We start from the raw sequence: 22484 nt of genomic DNA, 5'->3' as shown, positions 1-22484 counted from the left end.
TATCGAAGCCGATCAGGGGCCCTCGTGCGGGCCGAACCTGTCGGACCTCCGGCGTACCGTTGAGGTCATGGCGCTCGACATTCCTCGGCTCGACGGCCGCTTCCAGGTCGTCAGCGAGTTCCAGCCCGCCGGCGACCAGCCGGCGGCGATCGACGACCTGGAGCGGCGGGTCCGGCGTGGTGACCGCAACACGGTGCTGCTCGGTGCCACCGGCACGGGCAAGAGTGCCACCACCGCGTGGTTGATCGAGCGGTTGCAGCGGCCGACGCTGGTGCTGGCGCCCAACAAGACGCTCTGCGCGCAGCTGGCCAAGGAGTTCAGCGAGCTGCTGCCGCACAACGCCGTCGAATACTTCGTCTCCTACTACGACTACTACCAGCCCGAGGCCTACATCCCGCAGACCGACACCTACATCGAGAAGGACTCCTCGATCAACGAGGAGGTCGAGCGGCTGCGGCACTCGGCGACCATGTCGCTGCTCACCCGCCGCGACGTGATCGTGGTGGCCACGGTGTCGGCGATCTACGGCCTGGGCACGCCGGAGGAGTACCTCGACCGGGCGGTCCGGGTGGCCGTCGGGCAGGAGCTCGACCGCGACCAGCTGCTGCGCCGTCTCGTCGACATCCAGTACACCCGCAACGACATGGCCTTCAACCGGGGCACGTTCCGGGTCCGCGGTGACACGCTGGAGATCATTCCGGCGTACGAGGAGCTGGCCGTCCGGATCGAGCTCTTCGGCGACGAGGTGGAGAAGCTCTACTACCTGAACCCGCTGACCGGTGACGTGGTCCGCGAGGTCGACCACCTGCTGATCTTCCCGGCGACCCACTACGCGGCGGGCCCGGAGCGGATGGAGCGGGCGATCCGCGACATCGAGACCGAGCTGGGCGAGCGGCTCGCCGAGCTGGAGCGGCAGGGCAAGCTGCTGGAGGCCCAGCGGCTGCGGATGCGCACCACCTACGACATCGAGATGATGCGGCAGGTCGGCTTTTGCTCCGGCATCGAGAACTACTCGATGCACATCGACGGCCGGCTGCCCGGCAGCCCGCCGCACTGCCTGCTCGACTACTTCCCCGACGACTTCCTCACGGTGGTCGACGAGTCGCACGTGACGATCCCGCAGATCGGCGGCATGTACGAGGGCGACGCCTCCCGCAAGCGGATGCTCATCGACCACGGCTTCCGGCTGCCCAGCGCCGCCGACAACCGGCCGCTGCGCTTCGACGAGTTCCTGGAGCGGGTCGGCCAGATGGTGTTCCTCTCCGCGACCCCGGGGCCGTGGGAGCTGGAGCAGGCGCAGGGCGAGTTCGTCGAGCAGGTGATCCGCCCGACGGGCCTGATCGACCCCGAGGTGATCGTGAAGCCCACCAAGGGCCAGATCGACGACCTCATGCACGAGATCAAGCTGCGTACGGAGCGCGACGAGCGGGTGCTGGTCACCACCCTAACGAAGAAGATGGCCGAGGACCTGTCGGACTACCTGCTCGAAAACGGCATCCGGGTGCGCTACCTGCACTCGGAGGTCGACACGCTGCGCCGGGTGGAGCTGCTGCGCGAGCTGCGCAAGGGCGACTACGACGTGCTGGTCGGCATCAACCTGCTCCGGGAGGGTCTCGACCTGCCCGAGGTGTCGCTCGTGGCGATCCTCGACGCCGACAAGGAGGGCTTCCTGCGCAGCGGCCGGTCGCTCATCCAGACCATCGGCCGGGCGGCCCGTAACGTGTCGGGCCAGGTGCACATGTACGCCGACAAGATCACGCCGTCGATGGCGGACGCGATCGAGGAGACCAACCGGCGCCGGGCCAAGCAGATCGCCCACAACGAGGCGCACGGGATCAGCCCCGAGCCGCTGCGCAAGAAGATCCACGACATCCTCGACGACATCTACCGCGAGGCGGAGGACACCGAGCAGAACACGCGGGTCGGCGGCGCCGTGCGGCAGCTGTCCCGCGGTAAGGCGCCGGTCAAGGAGACCCGCAGCCGGGGCCGGGCCGCCACCGCCACCCCGTCGCGGGAGGGCATGGCGCGGGCCGACCTGGCCCAGCTCATCCAGGAGCTCAACGACCAGATGCTCGCCGCCGCACGGGAGCTGCAGTTCGAGCTGGCCGCCCGGATCCGCGACGAGGTCGCCGACCTCAAGAAGGAGCTGCGCGGCATGGATGCCGCGGGCGTGAAGTGACCCGACGGTGACGGCGGGCGGGCCGGTCGACGGGGTGGTCCTCGGGCTGCCCTCGCCCCGGCTGCGCCCGTACGTCGCCCGCTACGTCGGCTACCGGGAGCGCGCCGACCTGCCCCTGGTACGCCGGGAGGTGGCCGGCGCCTTCGTGGTGCTCATCCTCGGGTGGGGTGCCCCGCTGGACGTGGAGGATCCGCGCAGCGGCGGGCCGAGCGCGTACGGGGTGGACTCCTTCGTGGCGGGCACCTTCGACGGTTGGTGCCGCACCCGGACGGTGGGCGTCGGCGAGGGCGTCGAGCTGTTGCTGGCGCCGCTGGCCGCCCGCCGGATCTTCGGCCTGCCTATGGACGAGCTGGCCAACCGGGCCGTGGACGTGACCGCGCTGCCCGGCGGGTGGCTCGACCGGCTCCGGTGCCGGCTGGCCGCCGCGCCGGGCTGGCCGGAGCGGTTCGCGCTGCTCGACGCGGCGCTCGCCGCCCGGCTGGCCGGTTCGGAGCCGGTGGACCCGCGGGTTGCCTGGGCCTGGCGGCGGCTCACCGCGAGCGGCGGCCTGACCAGCATCGGGTGGCTCGCCGGCGAACTGGGCTGGAGCCGGCGGCACCTGGCCGTCCGGTTCCGGCGGGAGGTCGGCCTGTCACCGAAGACCACGGCCCGCCTGCTGCGCTTCCAGCGCGCCTACGCCGCCCTGACCGGTCCCGCGTGTTCCGCGCCGCCGATCCCAGACGACGACGCACCAGGCGGGGGCACCGAAGCGCCGGGCGACGGCGCCGACGCGCCGGCCGGGGGCGCTGGAGCGTCGGGTGAAAGCGCCAAGCCGGGCGGTGGCGCCGGACAGCCGGGCGGTGGCGCTGGCGGCGCGCTAGGCGGCGCCGGCGAGCTGGCGGACGGCTGGGCGCAGCTGGCGGCGCGCTGCGGCTACTACGACCAGTCGCACCTGATCCGGGACTTCCGCGAGTTCGCGGGCGACACCCCCGCCGCGCTGCTGGCCGCCCGTACGGCCGCCACCGCCGGCCGCTGAGGTCGCGGCGGCGGGAGCCGGCCCGTGGAGGTCACATTCGTCCAATCCCCGCTGGCGCACCGGGCCGCAGACTCGGCGTATGCGAACCGTGTATCCCGTCTTCCGCTACCCCGACCCGCGCGCCGCCATCGACTGGCTCGGCGCGGCCTTCGGCTTCCAGATCCACGCCGTGCACGAGGCGCCGGACGGTTCGGTGGCGCACGCCGAACTCGTCCTGGACACCGGCATGATCATGATCGGTGCTCGGGCCGATCCGCGGCCCCGGCCGGCCGAGGACGACTGGGCGGTGTACGTGGCACTCGACGACGTCGACGCGCACTGCGACCGGGCCCGCGCGGCCGGCGCCGAGATCGTCCGGGAGCCGTTCGACACCGACTACGGCTCCCGGGACTACGCGGCGCGCGACCTGGCCGGCAACGTCTGGACCTTCGGCACCTACCGCCCCTGACCCGCGCCCCGCGCGCCCCCACGCGCGCCTCCGCCCACCCGGCCCCGCGATCTTGCAGTTTCGGCCCTTGATATGTCCTGGTTCGTGGCTTTCGCCGGGGCCGGAAGTGCAAGATCGACGGGGGGTGGAGGCGACCATGAGTTGCGCTGTTCGAGCCCCCCGCCCCCCGCCCCGCGATCTTGCAGTTTCTGTCCCTGGTATGTCCTGGTTCGTAGCTTTTGCCGGGGCGGAAAGTGCAAGATCGGCGGGGAGTGGGGGGCGAGTCATTGCGGTGCGCGAGCGAGGTATTGCAGTGTGTGACGGTCCTGCGTACTCTCCCTCGATGGGGAGGCGGGAATGCCGTTGCCAACGAGTCCTGTCATTCGCCGCGTGCGACTCGGCGCCGAGCTGCGCCAGCTGCGCCGGCGTGAGGCGTTGACCCTGGAGCAGGTCTGTGACCGGCTGGGGTGGGCCTCCACGTCGAAACTGTCCCGCATCGAGCTGGGCCAGAGTCGTCCCGACCTGGCCGACGTGCTCGACCTGCTGGACGTCTACCAGGTGCCCGCGCCGCTGCGGGACCAGCTCATCGTCATCGCGCGTGACGCGGCCACCAGCCGGGGCTGGTGGAAGGCGTTGGGCGAGATCGGGGAGCGCCAGCGCACGTACGCCGAGCTGGAGGCCGGCGCCGCGCGCATCGTCGAGTACCAACCGGCCGTCGTGCCCGGGCTGCTGCAGACCCCGGCGTACGCGCGGCTGCGGATCACCGCAGGCGCCGCTCTCGACCCGGAGGTCGATGTGGACGCGGAGGTGCGTGCCCGGGCCGTCCGCCAGGAGGTGCTGCGGCGTGCCAACCCGCCCCGGTACACGGCGCTGCTCACCGAGGCCGCCTGTGACCCGGGCGGGATACCCACGGAGGTGTGGCGGGAGCAGGTGCGTCACCTGGTGGCGCTGACCGGGCTGCCGAACGTCACGCTCCGGCTGCTGCCCAGGGGCGCGGCGCCGGGTGGGCCGCACCCGCTGACGCCGTACTCCTGCTATGCCTTCCCCGACCCGGCCGACCCCCGGACGGTGATGTTGGAGGCGGTGACCACCGACGTGCGCCTGGCCACGGCCGCGGACGTGGACCGGTACGAGCGGCTCACCGAGGCGCTGCTGGGCGCGGCGCTGTCGGCGGAGGAGACGGTGACCGTGCTGGCCCGCGGCATCGACGGCTGACCAGGCCGGCCGCCGGCAGGTCACGACGCGCGCGCCACCGGGCCCGGCCGCCGGCAGGTCACGACGCGCGGGCCACCGGGCCCGGCGCCCCCGAGCCCGTCGGGACCGGTGGCCCCTCGCGTGCGACCGCACGATAGAACAGGGGTACGACAGCGCGAGCGCGCACCGTCCACGGCGGACACGGTCGCCCGTCCGCGCGGGCGCGGGCGCCGGTCAGGCCGGGACGTCGAGGAAGTGCTCGACCAGCGGCGGGTTCGCGAAGTGCGGCCCGATGAGGGCGCGCCACCGGTCGAACCGTTCGGTGCCGCGGAAGTTCTCGTTGTGCGCCTCGACGGAGTCCCACTCGACGAGCAGCACGAAGCGCGACGGGGATTCGACGCCGCGGGTCATCCGCACCGAGCGACAGCCGGGCGTGCCGGCCAGCACGGGATGCCCCTGGGCGTACGCGGCGGCGAACGCGTCCTCGTGGCCGGGCAGGACGTCGATCAGCGCAACTTCAAGCACCATGCCCGGAAGCCTCCCACGCCGCCCGCGCGGCGTGTCGCGGGGTCTGTCGTCGCGCCGGTCCTGGCCCTAGGGTGGGCGCGCGGACAAGGAGGGGCAATGATCGACTGGCTCACCGGCACGGCGGTGATCGTGGCCGGCACCGGCACCACGTGGGCGGAACTGCTCGGCTTCGCGACCGGCGTCGTCAACGTATGGCTGGTGGCGCGGCAGCGGATCGCGAACTGGCCGGTCGGCATCGCCAACGTGCTGCTGCTCATGCTGCTGTTCTGGACCGCCGGCCTGTACGCCGACGCCGGGCTCCAGATCGTCTACGTGGGACTGGGGCTGTACGGGTGGTGGCACTGGCTCTTCGGGGGCGAGCGGCGGACCCGGCTCACGGTGGCCCGGACGGGACGGCGGGAGTGGCTGGGCCTGGCCGTCGCCGGGGCGGCGCTCACCGGCGGGGTCTGGATGCTGCTGGACCGGGCCACGGACTCCACGGTGCCGCTGCCGGACGCGCTGACCACGGCGCTGTCGCTGCTCGCCACCTACGGCCAGACACGCAAGCGTGTGGAGAGCTGGTGGCTGTGGATCACCGCCGACCTGATCTACATCCCGCTGTACGCGTACAAGGGTCTCTACCTGACCGCCGCCCTGTACGTGGTGTTCCTCGTCCTGTGCGTGGTCGGGCTGCGCGCCTGGCGGGCGGACCTGCGCCGGGCCGACCGGCCGTCCACCACCGGTGCCGGTGGCCCGGTGACCGTGCCCGCGACCGGCCCGGTGGGCGGATGACCGCCGCGCCGGCCGCTCGCCCTGCCGAGCCGGAGTTCCGGCACGGCATGGTGGTCGGCAAGTTCTATCCGCCGCACGCGGGCCACCACGCGCTGATCGCGGCCGCGGCGGCCCGGTGCGCGGCGGTCACGGTGGTGGTGGCCCCGTCGCGGCGGGAGTCGATCCCGCTCGCCGCGCGTCTCGACTGGCTGCGCGAGGTGCACGCCGACACGCCGCGGGTGCGGTTCGTGGGCCGCTACGACGACCACCCGGTGGACTACACCGACCCGCTGGCCTGGGACGCGCACTGCGCCGTCTTCCGCGAGGCCGTCGGCCCTCGGCCGGTGGACGCCGTCTTCTCCTCCGAGGCGTACGGCGCCGAACTGGCCCGGCGCTTCGACGCCGTACCGGTGGCGGTGGATCCGGACCGGCGTGCCGTGCCGGTCTCCGGCACCGCGGTGCGGGCGGACCCGGTCGCGCACTGGCGGTGGCTCGCCGCGCCGGTTCGGGCGTGGTTCGTGAAACGGGTGGTGGTGCTCGGCGCCGAGTCGACCGGCACGACGACGATGGCGGAGGCCCTCGCGGCCCACTTCCGTACGGCGTGGGTGCCGGAGTACGGCCGGGAGTTGACCGCCCGGAAGCTGGCCCGGCTGCGCGAGGCGCGTCCGGGGGCCACCGTCTTCGACGTGACCTGGGACCGGGACGACTTCCGCGAGGTGGTCCGCCGGCAGCAGGCGGCCGAGGACGACGCGGCGCGGAGTTCCGGTCCGCTGCTGATCTGCGACACCGACACCCGGGCCACGGCCGTGTGGGAGGAGCGGTACCTCGGCTCGACGTCGCCGGAGGTACGCGCGGCCGCGCGCCGTCCCGCGCTGTACCTGCTCACCGACCACCGGGACGTGCCGTTCACGGACGACGGCCTGCGGGACGGCGCGCACCTGCGGGGCTGGATGACCGACCGGTTCCGGGCCGAACTGGCCGGCTGCGGGGTGCCCGTGGTGGAGCTGACCGGCCCGCATCCGCAGCGGCTGGCACGGGCGGCGGCGGCCTGCGAGGCGCTGCTCGCCGAGGGGTGGCGGTTGGCCGATCCGCTCGTCGCACCGACCACAACCCAGCCTCCTAGGACGCCTTACGCGGTGTGAGCTGGGGAGCCGACGTGGCGGCGGCCAACGCCGCCCGATTCGCGATCACGCGAGTCGGTGCGCCACAATGGTGATCGAGGAGGGGAGTATTCCCCCGTGACGGAGTCGTCAGCACGGTCGACCACCCCAGGGTGGCGCGACCCGGCCCCGTCGGTCACCACGCTCCTGTGGTGACGGAAGAGACCTCCGACAGTCACCACAGCGAGCATCACCGGCACGCCGCGCTCCGTCGGGGCGTACGGTGTGCCGGACGCCGCGTGTCTGCCGGAGGAATGAACGTTGGACGTGTCCGGGCTGATCTGGGCGGGAACTCTCGTCGCACTGATCGCGGTCCTGCTTGTCGACCTGCTCATCATCGGCCGCCGTCCGCACGAGCCGAGCGTGCGCGAGTCGAGCCTCTGGGTCGGCTTCTACGTGGGTCTGGCGCTGCTCTTCGGCGCGGGCCTGTGGTTGTTCTCCGGGGCGAGTGCGGCCGGCCAGTTCTACACCGGCTGGCTGACCGAGTACAGCCTCTCGGTGGACAATCTGTTCGTCTTCGTGATCATCATGTCCCGGTTCGCGGTGCCGCGGCAGTACCAGCAGAAGGTGCTGCTCATCGGGATAGTGCTGGCGCTGGTCATGCGGGGCGGTTTCATCGCGGCCGGCGCGGCACTGATCTCCCAGTTCTCCTGGGTGTTCTACATCTTCGGCGCGTTCCTCATCTACACGGCGATCAACCTGGCCCGGCAGGGCGAGCCGGACGAGGACGAGTTCTCCGAGAACGTCCTGATCCGGTGGAGCCGCAAGGCGCTGCCGGTCTCCCGGACGTACGACGGGGCGCGGTTCGTCACGCACGAGGGTGGCCGGCGCATGTTCACCCCGCTGCTGATCGTGATGATCGCGATCGGCACCACCGACCTGATCTTCGCGCTGGACTCGATCCCGGCGATCTTCGGCATCACCCAGCAGGCGTACCTGGTGTTCACCGCGAACGTCTTCGCGCTGATGGGTCTGCGGCAGCTCTACTTCCTGCTCGGCGGCCTCCTGGACCGGCTGATCTACCTCAGCTACGGGCTCGCCGTGGTGCTCGGGTTCATCGGCGTCAAGCTGGTGCTGGAGGCGCTCGCCGACAACAACCTGCCGTTCATCAACGGCGGCGAGCACGTGGCCTGGGCGCCGCACATCCCGATCTGGCTGTCCCTGCTGGTGATCCTCGGCACGCTCCTGGTGGCCACGGCGGCGAGCCTCGTGAAGTCGGCCCGGGACCGGCGCCGGGCGCTGGCCGAGGCGCGCGGCTGAGCGTACGCACGGACGAGGGGCACCGCCCGGTGTGGGCGGCGCCCCTCGACGCGTACGGGGTGGTCAGACCCGGTGGACGCCGACCAGGGTGGCGGTCCGCTCGGCCGGTAGCGGCTCCTCGATCACCCGGCGCTGCCGGTAGCAGGCGTGCAGCATCCGTCGGGCGCCGTCGTCGCGCGGCTCGGCGGTGACGATCCCGATGTGGTGGATCTTGCGGCCGGGGCGGGCGAAGAAGTAGAGGTCGCCGGGGCGTTCGGCGCCCAGCGGCAGGGGCGTGGTGGCGGCGGCCTGGTCGTCGGCGTCGCGGGGCAGCTGCACCCCGAACCGCCGCCAGGCCAGGTGCACCAGCCCCGAGCAGTCGATGCCGTACGCGGACACCCCGCCCCACACGTAGCCCACGTCGCGCAGCCGCTGGGCGACGGCGAGCACCTCGGCGGCCGAGGGTGGTGCGTCCGGCAGCCGCGCGAGGTGCGCCTCCGGCAGCCAGAGCGGGTCGGCGTGCCCGGGGGCGTGCACCGGTCGCCAGCCGTCGCGGGCGGGGCCCGCGGTGTGGAGCCGGGTGCCGAGGATGACCCCGGGCAGCACCACCGGGCCGTCGGGGGTGGCGTGCAGCGCGCTGACCGTGGCGTCCACCATGAGGTGGGTGCCGTCGGCGGCGGGGCGGGCCGCGTCGGCCGGGAGGAGCTGGTCGATCGGCAGCCAGCCGGGGTAGCCGCGCGGGTCGAGTTTGGCGGCGGGCTGTTCGACGGCGACCACGCGGGCCCAGCCGTCCGGGCGCAGTTCGGTGACGAGGACCCGTTCACCGAGCAGCAGCTGGCTCAGGACGCAGTCGCCGACCTGCTGGTCGCTGTCCATCCCGGAGATCCAGGCGCGGATGTCGCTGTGGCTGGCGAGGGCGGGGCGGTCGATCGGTCGTACCGCCTCGGGGGAGGTCCAGAGGGTCGCGACCGCGGCCTGGACGACGGCCTCGCGGCCCGGTTGCAGCTCCACGTTTGCCTCCCGCTCGTACCGTCCGCTTCCGCGACCCTATGAAAGAAACCAACAACCATCAACCGCCGGTGTGAATCTTTGCTTCAGCCCACGGTGGTGATGCCGAGCCCCGGGGCGTCCGGCAGCACGACGGTCGCGCCCTGGTAGCGGATCCCGCCCCGCACGGGTGAGGCGGCCAGCCACCAGGCGGCGTCGAGGTCGGACACCGCGGTGGTGCCGTACGCGGCGACCAGGCTGGCGGCCGCCCCGATGCCCACCTCGCTCTCCATCATGGAGCCGACGGCGGTGCCGAGGCCGTGGGCGGAGGCCAGGTCGAGCAGCGTACGCGCGGGGTGCAGGCCGCCGCACTTGGCGAGCTTGACGTTGACCATGTCGGCCGCCCTTCGGCGGATCACCTCGACGAGGTCCCGTACACCGAACACGGCCTCGTCAGCGAGGATCGGCACGTCGACCCGGTCGCTGACCCAGGCCAGGCCGTCGAGGTCCCACCGGGCGACCGGCTGCTCGACGAGTTCCACGTCGAGGCCTGCGTCCTCGACGCCGCGGATCACCCGTACCGCCTCCCGGGGGGTCCAGCCCTGGTTCGCGTCGAGGCGGATCCGGACTCCGGGGCCCACCGCGTCGCGGACGGCCCGGACCCGGTCCAGGTCGCCGGCGGCGTCCGTGCCGACCTTCAGCTTGAGCACCTCGAACCCCTCGGCCCGGCGCTTCCCGGCGGCCTCGGACAGGTCCGCCGCCTCGCCGGCGGCGAGCGTCACGTCGGTGGGGACGGTCAGCGCGGTGCCGCCGAGCAGCCGCACGAGCGGGATGCCGAGCCGTCGCGCGGCGAGGTCGTGCAGGGCGACGTCGACGGCGGCCTTGGCGGCCTCGTTGCCGACGACGGCGCGCTGCACCTCGGCGCAGCGGGCCACCAGCTCGTCCGGGTCCCGGCCGGTGAGCAGTGGACCGAGCAGTTGGCGGACGCACGCCTCGGACCCGTCGATCGACGCGCCGGTCACCTGCCACACCTGCGGCGCCTCGCCGAAGCCGGACCGGCCGTCGCTGTCGACCACCTCCACGACCAGGGTGTCCACGGTGGTGGTCCGGCGCAGCGCGGTGACGAACGGGGTGTGTAAGGGGGCGGTGAGCCGGTGGGTGCGTACCGCGGCGATCGTCATGTGCGGCACCCTATACGCAGATCGCGGGCGAGGGGGTTGGCCGGTATGAGTGGTGACTGGGAGCTGGTTGGGGCACCGAACGCGCGTGACCTGGGCGGGTTGGTCGGCGCGGACGGGCGGCGGGTGCGTCCCGGGCGGCTGATCCGCACGCCGGCGCTGGGGCGGTTGACCGACGAGGACCTGCCGGTGCTGGGCAAGCTCGCCCCGGCGTGCGTGGTCGACCTGCGGGACCATTCCGAGATCGGTGTCGCGCCGCCGGATCGGCTGGTGGGGGACCCGCGGCTGGTGCACCTGCCGGTGCACGACCCGGAGCATCCGGTCTTCACGTACGTGTCGGCGGTGCTGCTGGGGCACGACCTGGGCGCGTACGCGGAGCTGGCGCGGCAGGGCACGCCGGCTGCCATGGCGGCGATCTACCGCTGGTTCGTGACGGGGGAGTCGGCGCGGTCGGGGTTCGCCGGGGCGGTGCGGCTGGCGGCGCGCGCGGAGAACCTGCCGCTGGTGTACCACTGCTCGGCCGGAAAGGACCGTACCGGTTGGCTCACGGTGATCCTGCTGACCGCGCTCGGCGTGGACGAGGCGTCCGTGCGGGCCGAGTACCTGCGGAACAACCAGCTGACCGCGAGCCTCCGCGCGGTGATCGTCGAGGCGATGCGCCGGCGGCAGCCGGAGCTGGACGTCGAGGCGGTGCTGCCGGTGCTGGAGGTCCGCCCGGAGTACCTGGACGCGGGCTACGACGAGGTGCGCCGGGTGCACGGCTCGTTCGAGGCGTACCTGCGCGACGGTCTGGGGTTGACCGACGACGTCATCGCGGCCCTGCGGGAGCAGCTGCTGGAGTGACGGCCGTTGGGCTGGCGGCGGTGTCTCCGGCGGCCCGGCCGACGACGATGAGCGCCTGTCCGGCCGCGTAGGTGGCCATCACGAGCACCGGGGTGCCGGGCGGGTCGAGGACGCCGGCCACCCCGGTGGCGATGAGCAGGTCGGAGGCGAGGAAGAGCGCGCCGCCGAGGCCGACCCGCCAGCCGTGGGCGCTGGCGGTGGCGGCCATGGTGGCGAGCGCGAGCGCGTACCCGGCGACCGGTGCGGCGAGCCCGGCGTCGGTGAGTCCCGGCCACATCCAGGCGAGCGCGGCCACGGTCAGCACGGCGTACCCGAGCGGCACGGCGACCAGCGGCGGGCGGCGCAGCGCGCTGGCGGCGCCGCGCCGGGTGAACGCCGTGATGTAGCACAGGTGCGCGCCGAGGAACAGCGCCATGCCGGTGAGGAACCAGCCGGTGCCGGTGCCGAGCAGGGCCACGTCGCCGCCGGTGGAGAAGGCGAGCGCGGCCAGGACGAGCCGCTGGGGACGGTGGCCGCGTTCGGTGGCGGCCCGCCACAGGTAGGCGGCGAGCAGCGGCATGAGCAGCGGTTTGGTGAGCAGTTCGGCCGGGCGGTCGCCGGTCGCGTTGGCGACCAGGTTGGCGGCGGCCAGCGTGGCGAAGGCGGCCATGAGGAGGCGGCTGCGGGGCATGGGGGCGGCTCCGGGTGCGGGGGTAGGCGCAGCGTAGCCGTGTGGGCGGTCGTCGGGGCCCGGCCGAAGCGTCAGTGTCGACGGCCGTGGCGGTGGACGGTCAGGGCAGGCCGTAGCCGTCGGCGAGGGCGTCGACCTCGGCGTCGAGCAGCGCGGCCGGGTCGAAGCCCATCCCGGTGTAGAGGCCGACCGTCTCCAGCGCGACGATGCCGTGCAGGCGGGCCCAGATGGTCACCGCGCCGGTCAGCATGTCGCCCGGGTCGCCGTCGGGGGCGAAGGTGTGCACCCACTCGGCGACGGCCGGGGTGGTCTGCGCCCACCCGGCGAGCTGCGCGCGCAGGGCCGCGGCGCCGGGGCCGGGGCGGAGCTGCGCGAGGACGGACAGGAACGGGCCGAGCACCGCGCGGGCGCTGTCGACGGTCTCCGGTGGCGCCTGGTAGGTGGGGCTGGGTGGCCCGGCGAGCAGCAGGTAGCTCTGCGGGTGGGCCCGGGCCCAATCGCGGTAGGCGGCGGCGAGGGCGTGCAGTCGGGCACGGGCGGGTGCGCCGGCGGTGGCGTCGGCGGCGGCGGTCACGGCGGCCGCCAGGTCGGCGTACGCATCGAGGATCAGCTCGGTGAGCAGTTCGTCGCGGCTGCAGTAGTACTTGTAGAGCGCGGGGCCGGACACGCCGAGGCGTTTCGCGATGCCGTTGAGCGCCACCGCTCCCGCGCCGCCGGAGGCGACCTGTTCCAGCGCGGCTTCCTTGATCTCGGCGCGTACCTGGGCGCGGTAGCGCTCGCGGGGACCGCCGGCTCTGCTCGCCGTCACGGCTCACCTCCCGGTCTGCCGCGTGACGCGCGGCACTGGACGCAGATCCTAACTCCGGTTAGAGTCTATAACTAACGCGAGTATCCCTAACCAAGGAGTCGTCATGAGCCAGTCCCTGCACGTCGTCCTCGGCGCCGGCCCCGCCGGCACCACGCTGGCCGCGCACCTGCTCGGCCTCGGCCACCCCGTCCGCATCGTGAGCCGGGGCGGCGGCGCGGCCGTCGCGGGCGCGGAGGCCGTGGCCGCCGACCTGACCGACCACGCGCAGGCCGCGACGGCGGTGGCCGGCGCCGCGGTGGTCTACCACTGCGCGAACGTGGCGTACGAGCGGCAGGTGGAGGTCATGCCGCGCATGCAGGAGGCGGTCCTCGACGGCGCCGCCGCGGCCGGGGCCCGGCTGGTCGTGCTGGACACCCTGTACCCGTACGGCCCGACCGGCGGCGCGGTGATGACGGAGCGGACGCCGTGGCGGGCCGTCAGCCGCAAGGGGCGGATGCGCGCCGACCTCGACGCCGCCTACCTCGCCGCGCACCGCGACGGACGGCTGCCGGTGGTGCTGGGCCGCTCGGCGGACTTCTTCGGCCCGCGGGTGTTCAACTCCAGCCTCGGGGGCACGGTCTTCCCGGCCGCGCTCGCCGGCGGGCCCGTGCTCGCGCTGGGCGACATCGACCAGCCGCACAGCTACAGCTACCTGCCCGACGTGGCCGCCGGCCTGGCCCGGCTCGGCGCGGAGCCCGACGCGGCCGGCCGGGTCTGGCACCTGCCCACGGCGCCGGCCCGCACCACCCGCGAGGTGCACCAGCTCATCGAGCGGGCGACCGGGCGAACGTTCACGGTGGACGTGCTCGACGCGCCGCGGCCGTGGGGACCGTTCGACGAGACGTTCATGCGCGAGTACGCGGAGCTGTTCTACCAGTACGAGGAGCCGCAGGTGATGGACTCGAGCGCGTTCGAGACGCGGTTCGGCGTCCGGCCGACGCCCCTGCCGGAGGCGGTGGCGGCCACCGTCGACTGGTTCCGCGCCGCCCTGGCCGCGCGCGGCTGAGCCGTACGGCAGGCGCGCGGGCCGGGCCGGTGGCTGTCCACTACAGGTCGTGGCGGGCGGCCCAGACCCGGGCGGAGATGTCGGCGATCAGGCGGCAGGCGTCGTCGTCGGCGTCGTCGCTTCCGCCGTCACCCTCGTCGCCGGTGGTGCAGACGACCACCGCGTACGGGGGAGCGTCGTCGGGGAACACGACGCCGGCGCCGTGCCGGACGCCCCGTACCCAGCCGTTCTTGTGCGCGATGCGGGTGCCCGGCGGCAGGCCGGCGGCCAGGTCCTCGCGGTGCTCCTGGTCGGCGAGCACGTCCAGCATGGCGGCGCACGCCGCCGGGGAGGCGAGCGGCCCGGGCCGGGTGGCGCCGGTGGCGAGGGCGCCGAGCAGGGCGGCCAGGTCGGCGGCGGTGACCAGGTTGGTGATGCCGGCGTCGCGCGCCGCGAAGTCCTCGATGCCCCGACCGGTGACGCTGTGCCGGGCGCCCGCGAGCGCCCACACGTCGGCCACCGCGGGCAGGCCGACGTGACCGATCACCAGGTTCGTGGCGAGGTTGCTGGAGCGGACGATCATCCGCCGGGCCAGCCAACGCAGGGGAGCGGTGCCGCCGACCCGAGCCCACACCTCGTCGTCGTTGTCGTAGTGCTGGGCGCAGGTGAACCGGGGCGCGCCGGGCTGCGCCGAGTCGAACGCGTTGACCACCGGCACCGGGGCGTCCAGGTCGAGGGCGCCCGCCTCGGCGGCCCGGTGCAGGGCGACGAGGACGGCGACCTTCATGGTGCTGGCCGCGTAGTGGGTGGCGTCCGCCTGCCGCGTCCACACGGGTGCGGCGCCGGGCCGACCCACGTACGCGGAGACGGTGCCGGGCACCGAGTCGAGGTGCGCGTCGAGGTCGTCCCACGTCATGCCGGTGACCGTAGCGGATCATGGTGGGCGGCGGGGCTGCGGCCCGGGCGCTCGGGGTCTAGCGTGCGGGAATGACGACCGCCGCGTACGACGCGATCGCCGACTGGTACGAACAGTTCGCCTCCGACACGGCCGGCGACTACATGGCGCGTGTCCGCGCCCAACTCGCCGACCTGCTCGGCCCCGGTTCGGGCCGGTGCCTCGACCTGTGCTGCGGCACCGGGGCGCACGCCGCCGAGTTGCGCCGGCTCGGGTGGGCCCCGGTGGGCGTGGACCTGTCGGCCGGGCAGCTGCGGCACGCGCGCACGCGGCTGCCCGTGGCGCGGGCCGACGCGACCCGGCTGCCGGTCGTCGACGCGGGCGTGCCCGCCGTGACCTGCGTACTCGGGCACACCGATTTGCCCGACTACCCGGCGGTGATCGCGGAGGCCGCCCGGGCCCTGGCCCCGGGCGGCCGGTTCGTCCACGTCGGCGTGCACCCCTGTTTCATCGGGCCGTTCGCGGACCGGTCGGACCCGGCGCGGATCGTGATCGACGGCGGGTACGCCGAACGTGAGCGCAGCTTCCGTGCCTGGTCGGTGCACGGGGTGCGGGCGCGGGTCGGCGCCTGGCACGTGCCCCTCGCCGACCTGCTGAACGCGGTGACCGCGGCGGGGCTGACCCTCACCCGGTTGCAGGAGTCCGGCTCGACTCCGATCCCCGACCTCCTGGCCCTCCAGGCCACCAAACCCCGCGCCTGACCCTGCGCCCCCACCCCGGGCCTCCGCCCACCTTGCCCTGCCTCGGTTGATCATGAAGTTATTGCTGCGACACGCCGAGGTGACGGGCAATAACTTCATGATCAACAGGCCGGTGGCTGGGGGCCGCGGCCGGGGCCGGGGGTGGGTGGGTACGCGGGAGCCCGGCCTGCCGAGCGGCGGGCCGGGCTCCGTGGGCCGGGGTGGGGAAGGTCAGCCGGCGTGCTTGCGGCGGGCGGCCATCCGGCCGCGCTGGGTCTGGTCCAGCACCACCTTGCGGATGCGCACCGCGGCCGGGGTCACCTCGACGCACTCGTCCTCGCGGCAGAACTCGAGGGCCTGCTCCAGCGACAGCTTGCGCGGCGGGATCAGCTTCTCGGTCTCGTCCGCGGTCGACGACCGCATGTTGGTGAGCTTCTTCTCCTTGGTGATGTTGACGTCCATGTCGTCGGAGCGGGAGTTCTCCCCGACGATCATGCCCTCGTACACCTCGGTGCCCGGCTCGACGAAGAGCTGGCCGCGCTCCTGGAGGTTCGTCATGGCGAACGCGGTCACCGAGCCGGACCGGTCGGCGACCAGCGACCCGTTGTTGCGGGTACGCAGCTCACCGAACCACGGCTCGTACGACTCGAAGACGTGGTGCAGGATGCCCGTGCCGCGGGTCTCGGTGAGGAACTCGGTGCGGAAGCCGATGAGGCCGCGCGCCGGGACCAGCCACTCCATCCGGATCCAGCCGGTGCCGTGGTTGACCAGCTGCTCCATGCGGCCCTTGCGGGTGGCCAGCAGCTGCGTGATGGCGCCCAGGTACTCCTCGGGGGCGTCGATGGTCAGCCGCTCGACCGGCTCGCAGGTCTTCCCGTCGATCTCGCGGGTGACCACCTGCGGCTTGCCGACGGTCAGCTCGTAGGACTCCCGGCGCATCTGCTCGACCAGGATCGCCAGGGCCAGCTCGCCGCGGCCCTGCACCTCCCACGCGTCGGGACGCTCGGTGGGCAGCACCCGCAGCGACACGTTGCCGATGAGCTCCTTGTCGAGCCGGTCCTTGACCATGCGGGCGGTGACCTTGGCGCCCTTGACCCGCCCGACGAGCGGGGAGGTGTTGGTGCCGATGGTCATCGAGATGGCCGGCTCGTCGACCGTGATCAGCGGCAGGGGGACCGGGGTCTCCGCGTCCGCGAGCGTCTCGCCGATCATGATCTCGGGGATGCCGGCGACCGCGATGATGTCGCCCGGGCCCGCCGAGTCCGCCGGCTTGCGCTCCAGGCCCTCGGTCATCAGCAGCTCGGAGATGCGGACCCGCTGGGTGCTGCCGTCGGTGCGGCACCAGGCCACGGTCTGGCCCTTGGTGATGGTGCCCTGGCGTACGCGGCACAGGGCCAGCCGGCCCAGGAACGGCGAGGCGTCGAGGTTGGTGACGTGCGCCTGCAGCGGCGCGTCCTCCTCGTACGCGGGCGCCGGGATGGTGTCCAGCAGGGTGCGGAACAGGGGTTCGAGGTTGTGGCTGTCGTCGGGGACGGCGCCGTCGGCGGGCTGGGTGAGCGAGGCGATGCCGTCGCGAGCGCAGGCGTAGACGATCGGGAAGTCGATCTGCTCCTCGTCGGCGTCCAGGTCGAGGAAGAGTTCGTAGGTGTCGTCCACGACCTCCTTGATCCGGGCGTCCGGACGGTCCACCTTGTTGATCACCAGGATGATCGGCAGGCGGGCCTGGAGCGCCTTGCGCAGCACGAACCGGGTCTGCGGCAGCGGGCCCTCGCTGGCGTCCACCAGCAGGACCACCCCGTCGACCATGGTCAGGCCACGCTCGACCTCGCCGCCGAAGTCGGCGTGGCCGGGGGTGTCGATGATGTTGATGGTCACCGGGTCGGAGCCGTCGGCCGGCATGTAGTGCACGCCGGTGTTCTTGGCCAGGATCGTGATGCCCTTTTCCCGCTCCAGGTCCATGGAGTCCATCACCCGGTCGGTCACCTCGGCCCGGGCGCCGAACGCGCCGGCCTGCCGCAACATGGCGTCGACCAGGGTCGTCTTGCCGTGGTCGACGTGGGCGATGATGGCGACGTTGCGGAGGTCGGTGCGAAGCTGCATACCCTCCATACTCTCCTGTCTGCGGTTGCCGGTTCCGCCTCGGGGTCATCCCCCGAATGGCCCGGATCTCTCGTGAAACTCCTGTCCCAGCCGCTGCGGCGGCTGGCATGCTGACCCTCGTGTTCATGGGGGCCGCGTGCACGACCTGCTGACCGTTCTGCAGGGTTTGCCGTCCCTGCTGATCTACCTGGTCGCCGCGCTGATCGTCGCGGGCGAGACCGCCGTGATCTTCGGCCTCCTGGTGCCGGGCGAGGCGACCCTGCTGCTGGTCGGTTTCCTAGCGTACGCGGGCACCCTGCGGCTCGGCCCGACCCTGGTCGTGATGATCGCCGCCGCGGTGACCGGAGACACACTCGCCTTCCGGGCGGGCCGCCGGTACGGGCCACGCCTGCGGGCCAGCGGCCTGGGCCACCGGGTCGGCCCGGAGCGCTGGCAGCGGGCCGACCGGCTGCTCAACCGGCTCGGCGGCCGGGGGGTCTTCACGGCCCGCTGGATCGCCTTCGCCCGCACGCTGGTGCCGCGGCTGGCCGGCGCCGCCGGGATGCCGTACCGCCGGTTCGCGCCGTGGAACCTCGCCGGGGTGGCGACGTGGGTCGGCGGGTCGGTGCTCGTCGGCTACCTGGCCGGCGAGTCGTACGAGACGGTCTCGCACATGCTGGGCCAGGCCACCGGAGCCGTGCTGGTGCTGCTGGTGGCCCTGGTGGCGGTGGTGCTGATCGGTCGTTGGCTGGGACGCAACCCCGACCCGGTGCGGGCGCTGCTGTCCCGGGCCACCGCGCTGCCGCCGGTGCGCTGGCTGGCCGGCCGCTACGGGGTGCTCTTCTTCCTGCTCACCATGCGCATCGGGCCCGGCTGGACGCTGCTGCTCAACCTCGTGACCGGGCTCGCGCTGCTCTTCGTCGCCGGCTTCGCGTTCGCCGAGCTGCTGGGGCTCGTGGTCCGGCACAGCGGGCTCGCCCTGGTGGACGGCGCCATCGCCGACTGGTTCGCCGCCCGGCGTACGCCCGACGCGGTCGGCGCGGTGCACGCGTCGGTGTCGGCGCTGCGCGGGCCGGTGCTGATCGGCCTGGTCGCCGTGGTGGCCGCGGTGCTGGCGTGGCGCAGCCGGCCGTGGCGGGCCGACCTGCTCGGCCTCGTCGGCACGGTGGGGGCGTTCGTCCCGTTGGTGGTGCTGGCCGTGGCCGCCGACCTGGCCGGGTCGGCCGGCAACGGTCCCGAGGACGTGCTCTTTCCCACCCCGAACGCGGTCGTGACGGCGAGCCTGTGCACGCTGGCCTGGCTGCTGTCGCGGGGGGCGCGCTGGCCCGTGGCGGTGGCGGCCTGGACCGGCGCGGCGGCCGCGGTCGTCTACCTCGCGGGTGCCCGCCTCTACCTGGGGCTCAGCACGGCCAGCGGCACGGTCGCGGGGATCCTGCTGGGGGTGCTCTGGACGGCGGTGTTCATGGTGGCCTGGGCCACCCGGACCCGGGCCGTCGGCGGGCGCGGGCGGCCCGAGCCGGCCCCCGACCGGCCCGACGAGCCGGCGGCGGACGGGCCCGCCGACCCGGCGCCGGAGCGGCCCGAGGGGCAACGGAGGCCGGTGGAGCCCTGTTAGGGTGCGGCGACGTCGACGGGAGGGGACCGGGATGCGCCGACGGACGGGGCGGATGGGCGCCGCAGTGCTCGCCGGGCTGCTGCTGGTGGCCCTGGGCGGCTGCGCCGGGCAGGGCACGCGACCCCAGGACGCGGCCGTCCCGCTGGCCGGGCCGGTCGAGGTGTCCGGGGAGGCGAGCGCCGCGCCGGTCGAACTGGACGCGCCGGCCACCCCCGCCGCCTCGGAGGGCATGGGCCTCGCGCCGACCCCGTCGCGCAGCGCGTCGCCGTCGGCCAAGCCGAGCCCCAAGCCGAAGCGCACGGCCGGGCCGCGGCCGGTGCCGAAGCCGCCGACCGAGACCCAGGTGCCGCCTCCGCCGCCGAAGCCCGCGCCCACCGGTTGCAAGCCGAGCTACGAGGGCAGCCAGGCCACCCGGGCGCAGGTCAAGGCCGCCCTGACCGACGCCGCGCAGCGGACGTACTGGCCGGTGTCGGCACCGGACATCAGCATCCCGCTGAGCCTCATGAAGGCGACCGCCTGGCAGGAGAGCGGGTGGCAGTCGAACATCGTGGCCTGCGACGGCGGGATCGGGCTCATGCAGGTCATGCCGGCGACGGCGGACTGGATGAACCAGCGGTTCGAGCAGAGCTACGACATCGACGACTACAGCGACAACGCGTACCTGGGCGGCACCTACCTGGCGTGGCTCACCAAGTACATCGGCGACATGTACTTCGACTCCGACTACTCGCTGGACGCGTCGCTGTGCACCAGCGAGCTGAACTCCTGTCTGCTGAACGCGGTGATCTCGGCGTACAACTACGGCCACGGCGCGGTCGCCCAGGAGGGGGAGCCGTTGGCCATCCCCAATCCGCAGTACGTGCGTAACGTGCGCGCGCTCATGACCGAGTGCGAGTGCCTGAACTTCTGATCGATCCGCTCCGGCACGGGAACGTCGCGGTCGGTCCCCGCGACGCGACCGGGGGCCGGCACCTGGCCGACCCCCGGCCGATTCGATCAGTCCCGTGCGGCGACCGGCTCGGCCGCCGCGCCGGGCGCCCCGGCGGCGGGCGCGTCGGGGTGGCCGCTGATCCGTCCGGGCCACCAGAAGCGGTCGCCCAGCAGGAACGCCAGCGCCGGCACGAGCACCGTGCGGACCAGCAGCGTGTCCAGCAGTACGCCGATGCAGACGATGATCCCGATCTGGGTGAGCGTGATCAGCGGTAGCACGCCGAGGACCGCGAAGACCGCGGCCAGCAGCACGCCGGCGCTGGTGATGACACCACCGGTGACGCGCAGCGCGGACAGCATGCCATCGCGGGTGCCGGTGCGGCGGGCGTCCTCCCGGGCCCGGCTGACCAGGAAGATGTTGTAGTCCACGCCGAGCGCCACCAGGAACACGAAGGCGAGCAGCAGCACCCCGCTGTCCAGCGCCGGGAAGTCCAGCACGTGGTCGAAGAGCAGCCACGCCGCGCCGAGGCTGGCGAAGAACGAGGCGATCACGGTCAGCACCAGCAGCAGAGGCGCCAGCAGCCCGCGCAGCAGCAGCACCAGGACCGCGCCCACCAGCAGCAGGATGATCGGCAGGATCAGCTGGAGGTCCCGCGTGTTGGCCTCGTTCGAGTCGTAGGTGGCGGCGACCGAGCCGCCGACCAGCGCGCCGTCGGGGGCGTCCGCGCCGGAGACGGTGGGCGGCGCGGAATCCGGCACGGCGGCGACCGACTCGCGCAGCGCCACCACGGCGCGGTCCGAGGCGGCGGTGCCCGGCTCGGCGGTGAGGACCACGTCGACCTGCGCGACGCGGTCCCCGGCCGCGCCGGGACGGGCCGAGGCGACCCCGTCGACGGCCTCGGCGGCGGCGAGGACCCTGGGGGCCGCCTGCGGGTTGGTGAGCACCGCGACCGGCTGGGTGCTGCCGGCCGGGAAGGCGCGGGCCAGCGTCTCCGCGCCGGCGACCGCCTCGGGTCGCTCCCGGAACTGTTCGGTCTCCGACAGGCCGGTGCGGATGCCCAGCCCGCCGAGGGCCAGGCCGGCGAGGAGCAGGGTGGCCAGCGCGGCGACCGGCAGCGGCCGGCGGACGACCAGCGCGCCGAGGCGACCCCAGAGCCGGCCCTCCCGGGCGGCGGCGCCGACCCGGGGGACGAACGGCCAGAACAGGCCCCGGCCGAACAGCACCAGGGCGGCCGGGAGGACGAAGAGGGCGGAGAGCATGGCGAACACCACCCCGGTGGCGCAGGCCAGGGCCAGGGCCCGGTTGGTCTCCTGCTCCGACAACAGCAGCGTGAGCACACCGAGGACGACGGTGCCGCCGCTGGCCAGGATCGGCTCGGCGGTGCGGCGCAGGGCGGCGCGCATGGCGGTGAACCGGTTCTCCTCGCGGCGCAGCTCCTCCCGGTAGCGCGCGATGAGCAGCAGCGCGTAGTCGGTCGCGGCGCCGAAGACCAGCACGCTGGCGATGCCGGTGACCTGACCGCTGGGCAGGTAGATGCCGAGCGCGGGCACCAGGGACTCCACCACGCGCAGAGTGAACTGTTCGGCGGCGCCCACCACCAGCAGCGGTACGAGCCACAGGAAGGGGCTGCGGTAGGTGACCAGCAGCAGCACCGCCACGACGGCCGCGGTGACCAGCAGCAGGGTGGTGTCGGCGCCCTGGAATACCTTGCCCAGGTCGGCGGTGAAGGCGGGCCCGCCGGTGACCTCGACGGTCAGCTCGGCGGGCAGGCCGCCGACCGCTTCCCGGACCTGCTCCACCTTGTCGACCACGCTCTGCGGCCCGCCCGCGCTGGACAGCGGCACCGCGACCAGCGCGACGGTGCCGTCGGGGGAGACCTGGGCGGGGGAGACCCGCCCACCGACGGCTAGCGGCCCCAGTGCGGCGGCGGCGTCGTCGAGCGCGCCGCGGTCGGTGCCGCTGAGCGGGGCCCGGTCGGCGCGGCTCACCACCACGAGGGCGGGCTGCGCGTCCTTGGACGGCAACTGCTCCTGGAGGCGTTCCACCTGCGTCGACTGCCACGTCACCGACAGGCCGGTGGCGGAGACGGGCTCAGGGTTGTCCGGCTTCGGTAGCCCGAACACCACCGCGCCGACGACGAGCGCGGCGACCACGGTGAGCCAGGCGGCGAGCCGGCCCCGGGCGACGCGGGTGAACAGCGACATCGGAGATCCTCACATGAT

General features: G+C 73.7%; 20 protein-coding genes. 12 read left to right on the top strand and 8 right to left on the bottom strand.

The features are described from left to right. Positions 1–67 precede the first annotated feature (67 nt). The 4 genes from uvrB to D7193_RS13310 all read left to right on the top strand — a co-directional run bounded on the left by uvrB (position 68) and on the right by D7193_RS13310 (position 4836). The gene (uvrB, locus tag D7193_RS13325; protein WP_120779793.1) at positions 68–2179 is read left to right on the top strand and encodes an excinuclease ABC subunit UvrB; all 2112 of its coding nucleotides are present in this window, start codon (positions 68–70) and stop codon (positions 2177–2179) included. 7 nt (positions 2180–2186) lie between these two features. Then, the gene (locus D7193_RS33440) at positions 2187–3194 is read left to right on the top strand and encodes a helix-turn-helix domain-containing protein (RefSeq protein WP_120779792.1); all 1008 of its coding nucleotides are present in this window, start codon (positions 2187–2189) and stop codon (positions 3192–3194) included. Between the two features lie 79 nt (positions 3195–3273). After that, complete coding sequence (locus tag D7193_RS13315; protein WP_120779791.1) at positions 3274–3642, top strand: VOC family protein; 369 nt, start codon at positions 3274–3276, stop codon at positions 3640–3642. Positions 3643–3978: 336 nt separating this feature from the next. Then, entirely contained in the window at positions 3979–4836 is an 858-nt protein-coding gene (locus tag D7193_RS13310; protein ID WP_120779790.1) for a helix-turn-helix domain-containing protein, read from the top strand. A gap of 213 nt (positions 4837–5049) precedes the next feature. Here the strand turns inward: D7193_RS13310 and D7193_RS13305 are convergent, their stop codons facing one another. Next, positions 5050–5343 carry an antibiotic biosynthesis monooxygenase family protein gene (locus tag D7193_RS13305; RefSeq protein ID WP_120779789.1) on the bottom strand — a complete coding sequence of 98 codons (294 nt, stop codon included), beginning with the start codon at positions 5341–5343 and terminating at the stop codon, positions 5050–5052. A 96-nt stretch (positions 5344–5439) separates the two neighbouring features. Here D7193_RS13305 and pnuC point away from each other — a divergent pair, with 96 nt between their 5' ends. The 3 genes from pnuC (at position 5440) to D7193_RS13290 (ending at position 8513) form a co-directional block, all read left to right on the top strand. Continuing rightward, entirely contained in the window at positions 5440–6114 is a 675-nt protein-coding gene (gene pnuC / locus D7193_RS13300; protein ID WP_120779788.1) for a nicotinamide riboside transporter PnuC, read from the top strand. After that, a complete protein-coding gene (locus D7193_RS13295; protein ID WP_241562972.1) occupies positions 6111–7235 on the top strand; it encodes an AAA family ATPase in 1125 nt (374 codons plus the stop codon). Before pnuC ends, D7193_RS13295 begins: the two co-directional genes overlap by 4 nt. 279 nt (positions 7236–7514) lie before the next feature. Next, positions 7515–8513, top strand: coding sequence for a TerC family protein (locus D7193_RS13290; protein ID WP_120779787.1), 999 nt, complete (start codon positions 7515–7517; stop codon positions 8511–8513). A gap of 63 nt (positions 8514–8576) precedes the next feature. Here the strand turns inward: D7193_RS13290 and D7193_RS13285 are convergent, their stop codons facing one another. Next, complete coding sequence (locus D7193_RS13285) at positions 8577–9503, bottom strand: C40 family peptidase (RefSeq protein ID WP_120779786.1); 927 nt, start codon at positions 9501–9503, stop codon at positions 8577–8579. Positions 9504–9586: 83 nt separating this feature from the next. Next, positions 9587–10660, bottom strand: coding sequence for a mandelate racemase/muconate lactonizing enzyme family protein (locus D7193_RS13280; RefSeq protein WP_120779785.1), 1074 nt, complete (start codon positions 10658–10660; stop codon positions 9587–9589). A gap of 45 nt (positions 10661–10705) precedes the next feature. Between D7193_RS13280 and D7193_RS13275 the strand changes: the two genes are divergently transcribed. Beyond that, positions 10706–11500 (top strand): tyrosine-protein phosphatase, encoded by a 795-nt coding sequence (locus D7193_RS13275; RefSeq protein WP_120779784.1) that lies wholly within the window; start codon positions 10706–10708, stop codon positions 11498–11500. Here D7193_RS13275 and D7193_RS13270 read toward each other — a convergent pair. Further along, positions 11466–12170 carry a lysoplasmalogenase gene (locus D7193_RS13270; RefSeq protein ID WP_120779783.1) on the bottom strand — a complete coding sequence of 235 codons (705 nt, stop codon included), beginning with the start codon at positions 12168–12170 and terminating at the stop codon, positions 11466–11468. The two genes, D7193_RS13275 and D7193_RS13270, sit on opposite strands and share 35 nt — an antisense overlap. A 100-nt stretch (positions 12171–12270) precedes the next feature. Next, on the bottom strand, positions 12271–12978 hold the full coding sequence (locus D7193_RS13265) for a TetR/AcrR family transcriptional regulator (protein WP_120779782.1): 708 nt from the start codon (positions 12976–12978) through the stop codon (positions 12271–12273). A 103-nt stretch (positions 12979–13081) separates the two neighbouring features. Between D7193_RS13265 and D7193_RS13260 the strand changes: the two genes are divergently transcribed. Next, a complete protein-coding gene (locus D7193_RS13260; protein ID WP_120779781.1) occupies positions 13082–14023 on the top strand; it encodes an NAD-dependent epimerase/dehydratase family protein in 942 nt (313 codons plus the stop codon). Between the two features lie 40 nt (positions 14024–14063). On the opposite strand, the gene D7193_RS13255 is transcribed toward D7193_RS13260, so the two are convergent. After that, the gene (locus D7193_RS13255) at positions 14064–14918 is read right to left on the bottom strand and encodes a serine hydrolase (RefSeq protein WP_120779780.1); all 855 of its coding nucleotides are present in this window, start codon (positions 14916–14918) and stop codon (positions 14064–14066) included. 71 nt (positions 14919–14989) lie between these two features. Here D7193_RS13255 and D7193_RS13250 point away from each other — a divergent pair, with 71 nt between their 5' ends. After that, positions 14990–15658: a class I SAM-dependent methyltransferase gene (locus D7193_RS13250; protein ID WP_120779779.1), complete on the top strand. Its 669-nt coding sequence runs from the start codon at positions 14990–14992 to the stop codon at positions 15656–15658. A 210-nt stretch (positions 15659–15868) separates the two neighbouring features. Here D7193_RS13250 and typA read toward each other — a convergent pair whose 3' ends face one another. Then, positions 15869–17737: a translational GTPase TypA gene (typA, locus tag D7193_RS13245; RefSeq protein ID WP_120779778.1), complete on the bottom strand. Its 1869-nt coding sequence runs from the start codon at positions 17735–17737 to the stop codon at positions 15869–15871. A gap of 136 nt (positions 17738–17873) precedes the next feature. On the opposite strand from typA, the gene D7193_RS13240 reads away from it, so the two are divergent. Both D7193_RS13240 and D7193_RS13235 read left to right on the top strand, forming a co-directional pair. Beyond that, entirely contained in the window at positions 17874–19331 is a 1458-nt protein-coding gene (locus D7193_RS13240) for a DedA family protein (RefSeq protein WP_120779777.1), read from the top strand. A 31-nt stretch (positions 19332–19362) separates the two neighbouring features. Continuing rightward, positions 19363–20241, top strand: coding sequence for a transglycosylase SLT domain-containing protein (locus D7193_RS13235; protein ID WP_120779776.1), 879 nt, complete (start codon positions 19363–19365; stop codon positions 20239–20241). Between the two features lie 86 nt (positions 20242–20327). Here the strand turns inward: D7193_RS13235 and D7193_RS13230 are convergent, their stop codons facing one another. Beyond that, the gene (locus D7193_RS13230; RefSeq protein WP_120779775.1) at positions 20328–22466 is read right to left on the bottom strand and encodes an MMPL family transporter; all 2139 of its coding nucleotides are present in this window, start codon (positions 22464–22466) and stop codon (positions 20328–20330) included. Positions 22467–22484 lie beyond the last annotated feature (18 nt).

It is taken from the genome of Micromonospora costi (assembly GCF_003626655.1).
GTDB classification, from domain to species: Bacteria; Actinomycetota; Actinomycetes; order Mycobacteriales; family Micromonosporaceae; genus Micromonospora; species Micromonospora costi.
The sequence above is the reverse complement of the archived record's forward strand: the minus strand, read 5'-3'. Positions and strand labels throughout refer to the sequence as shown.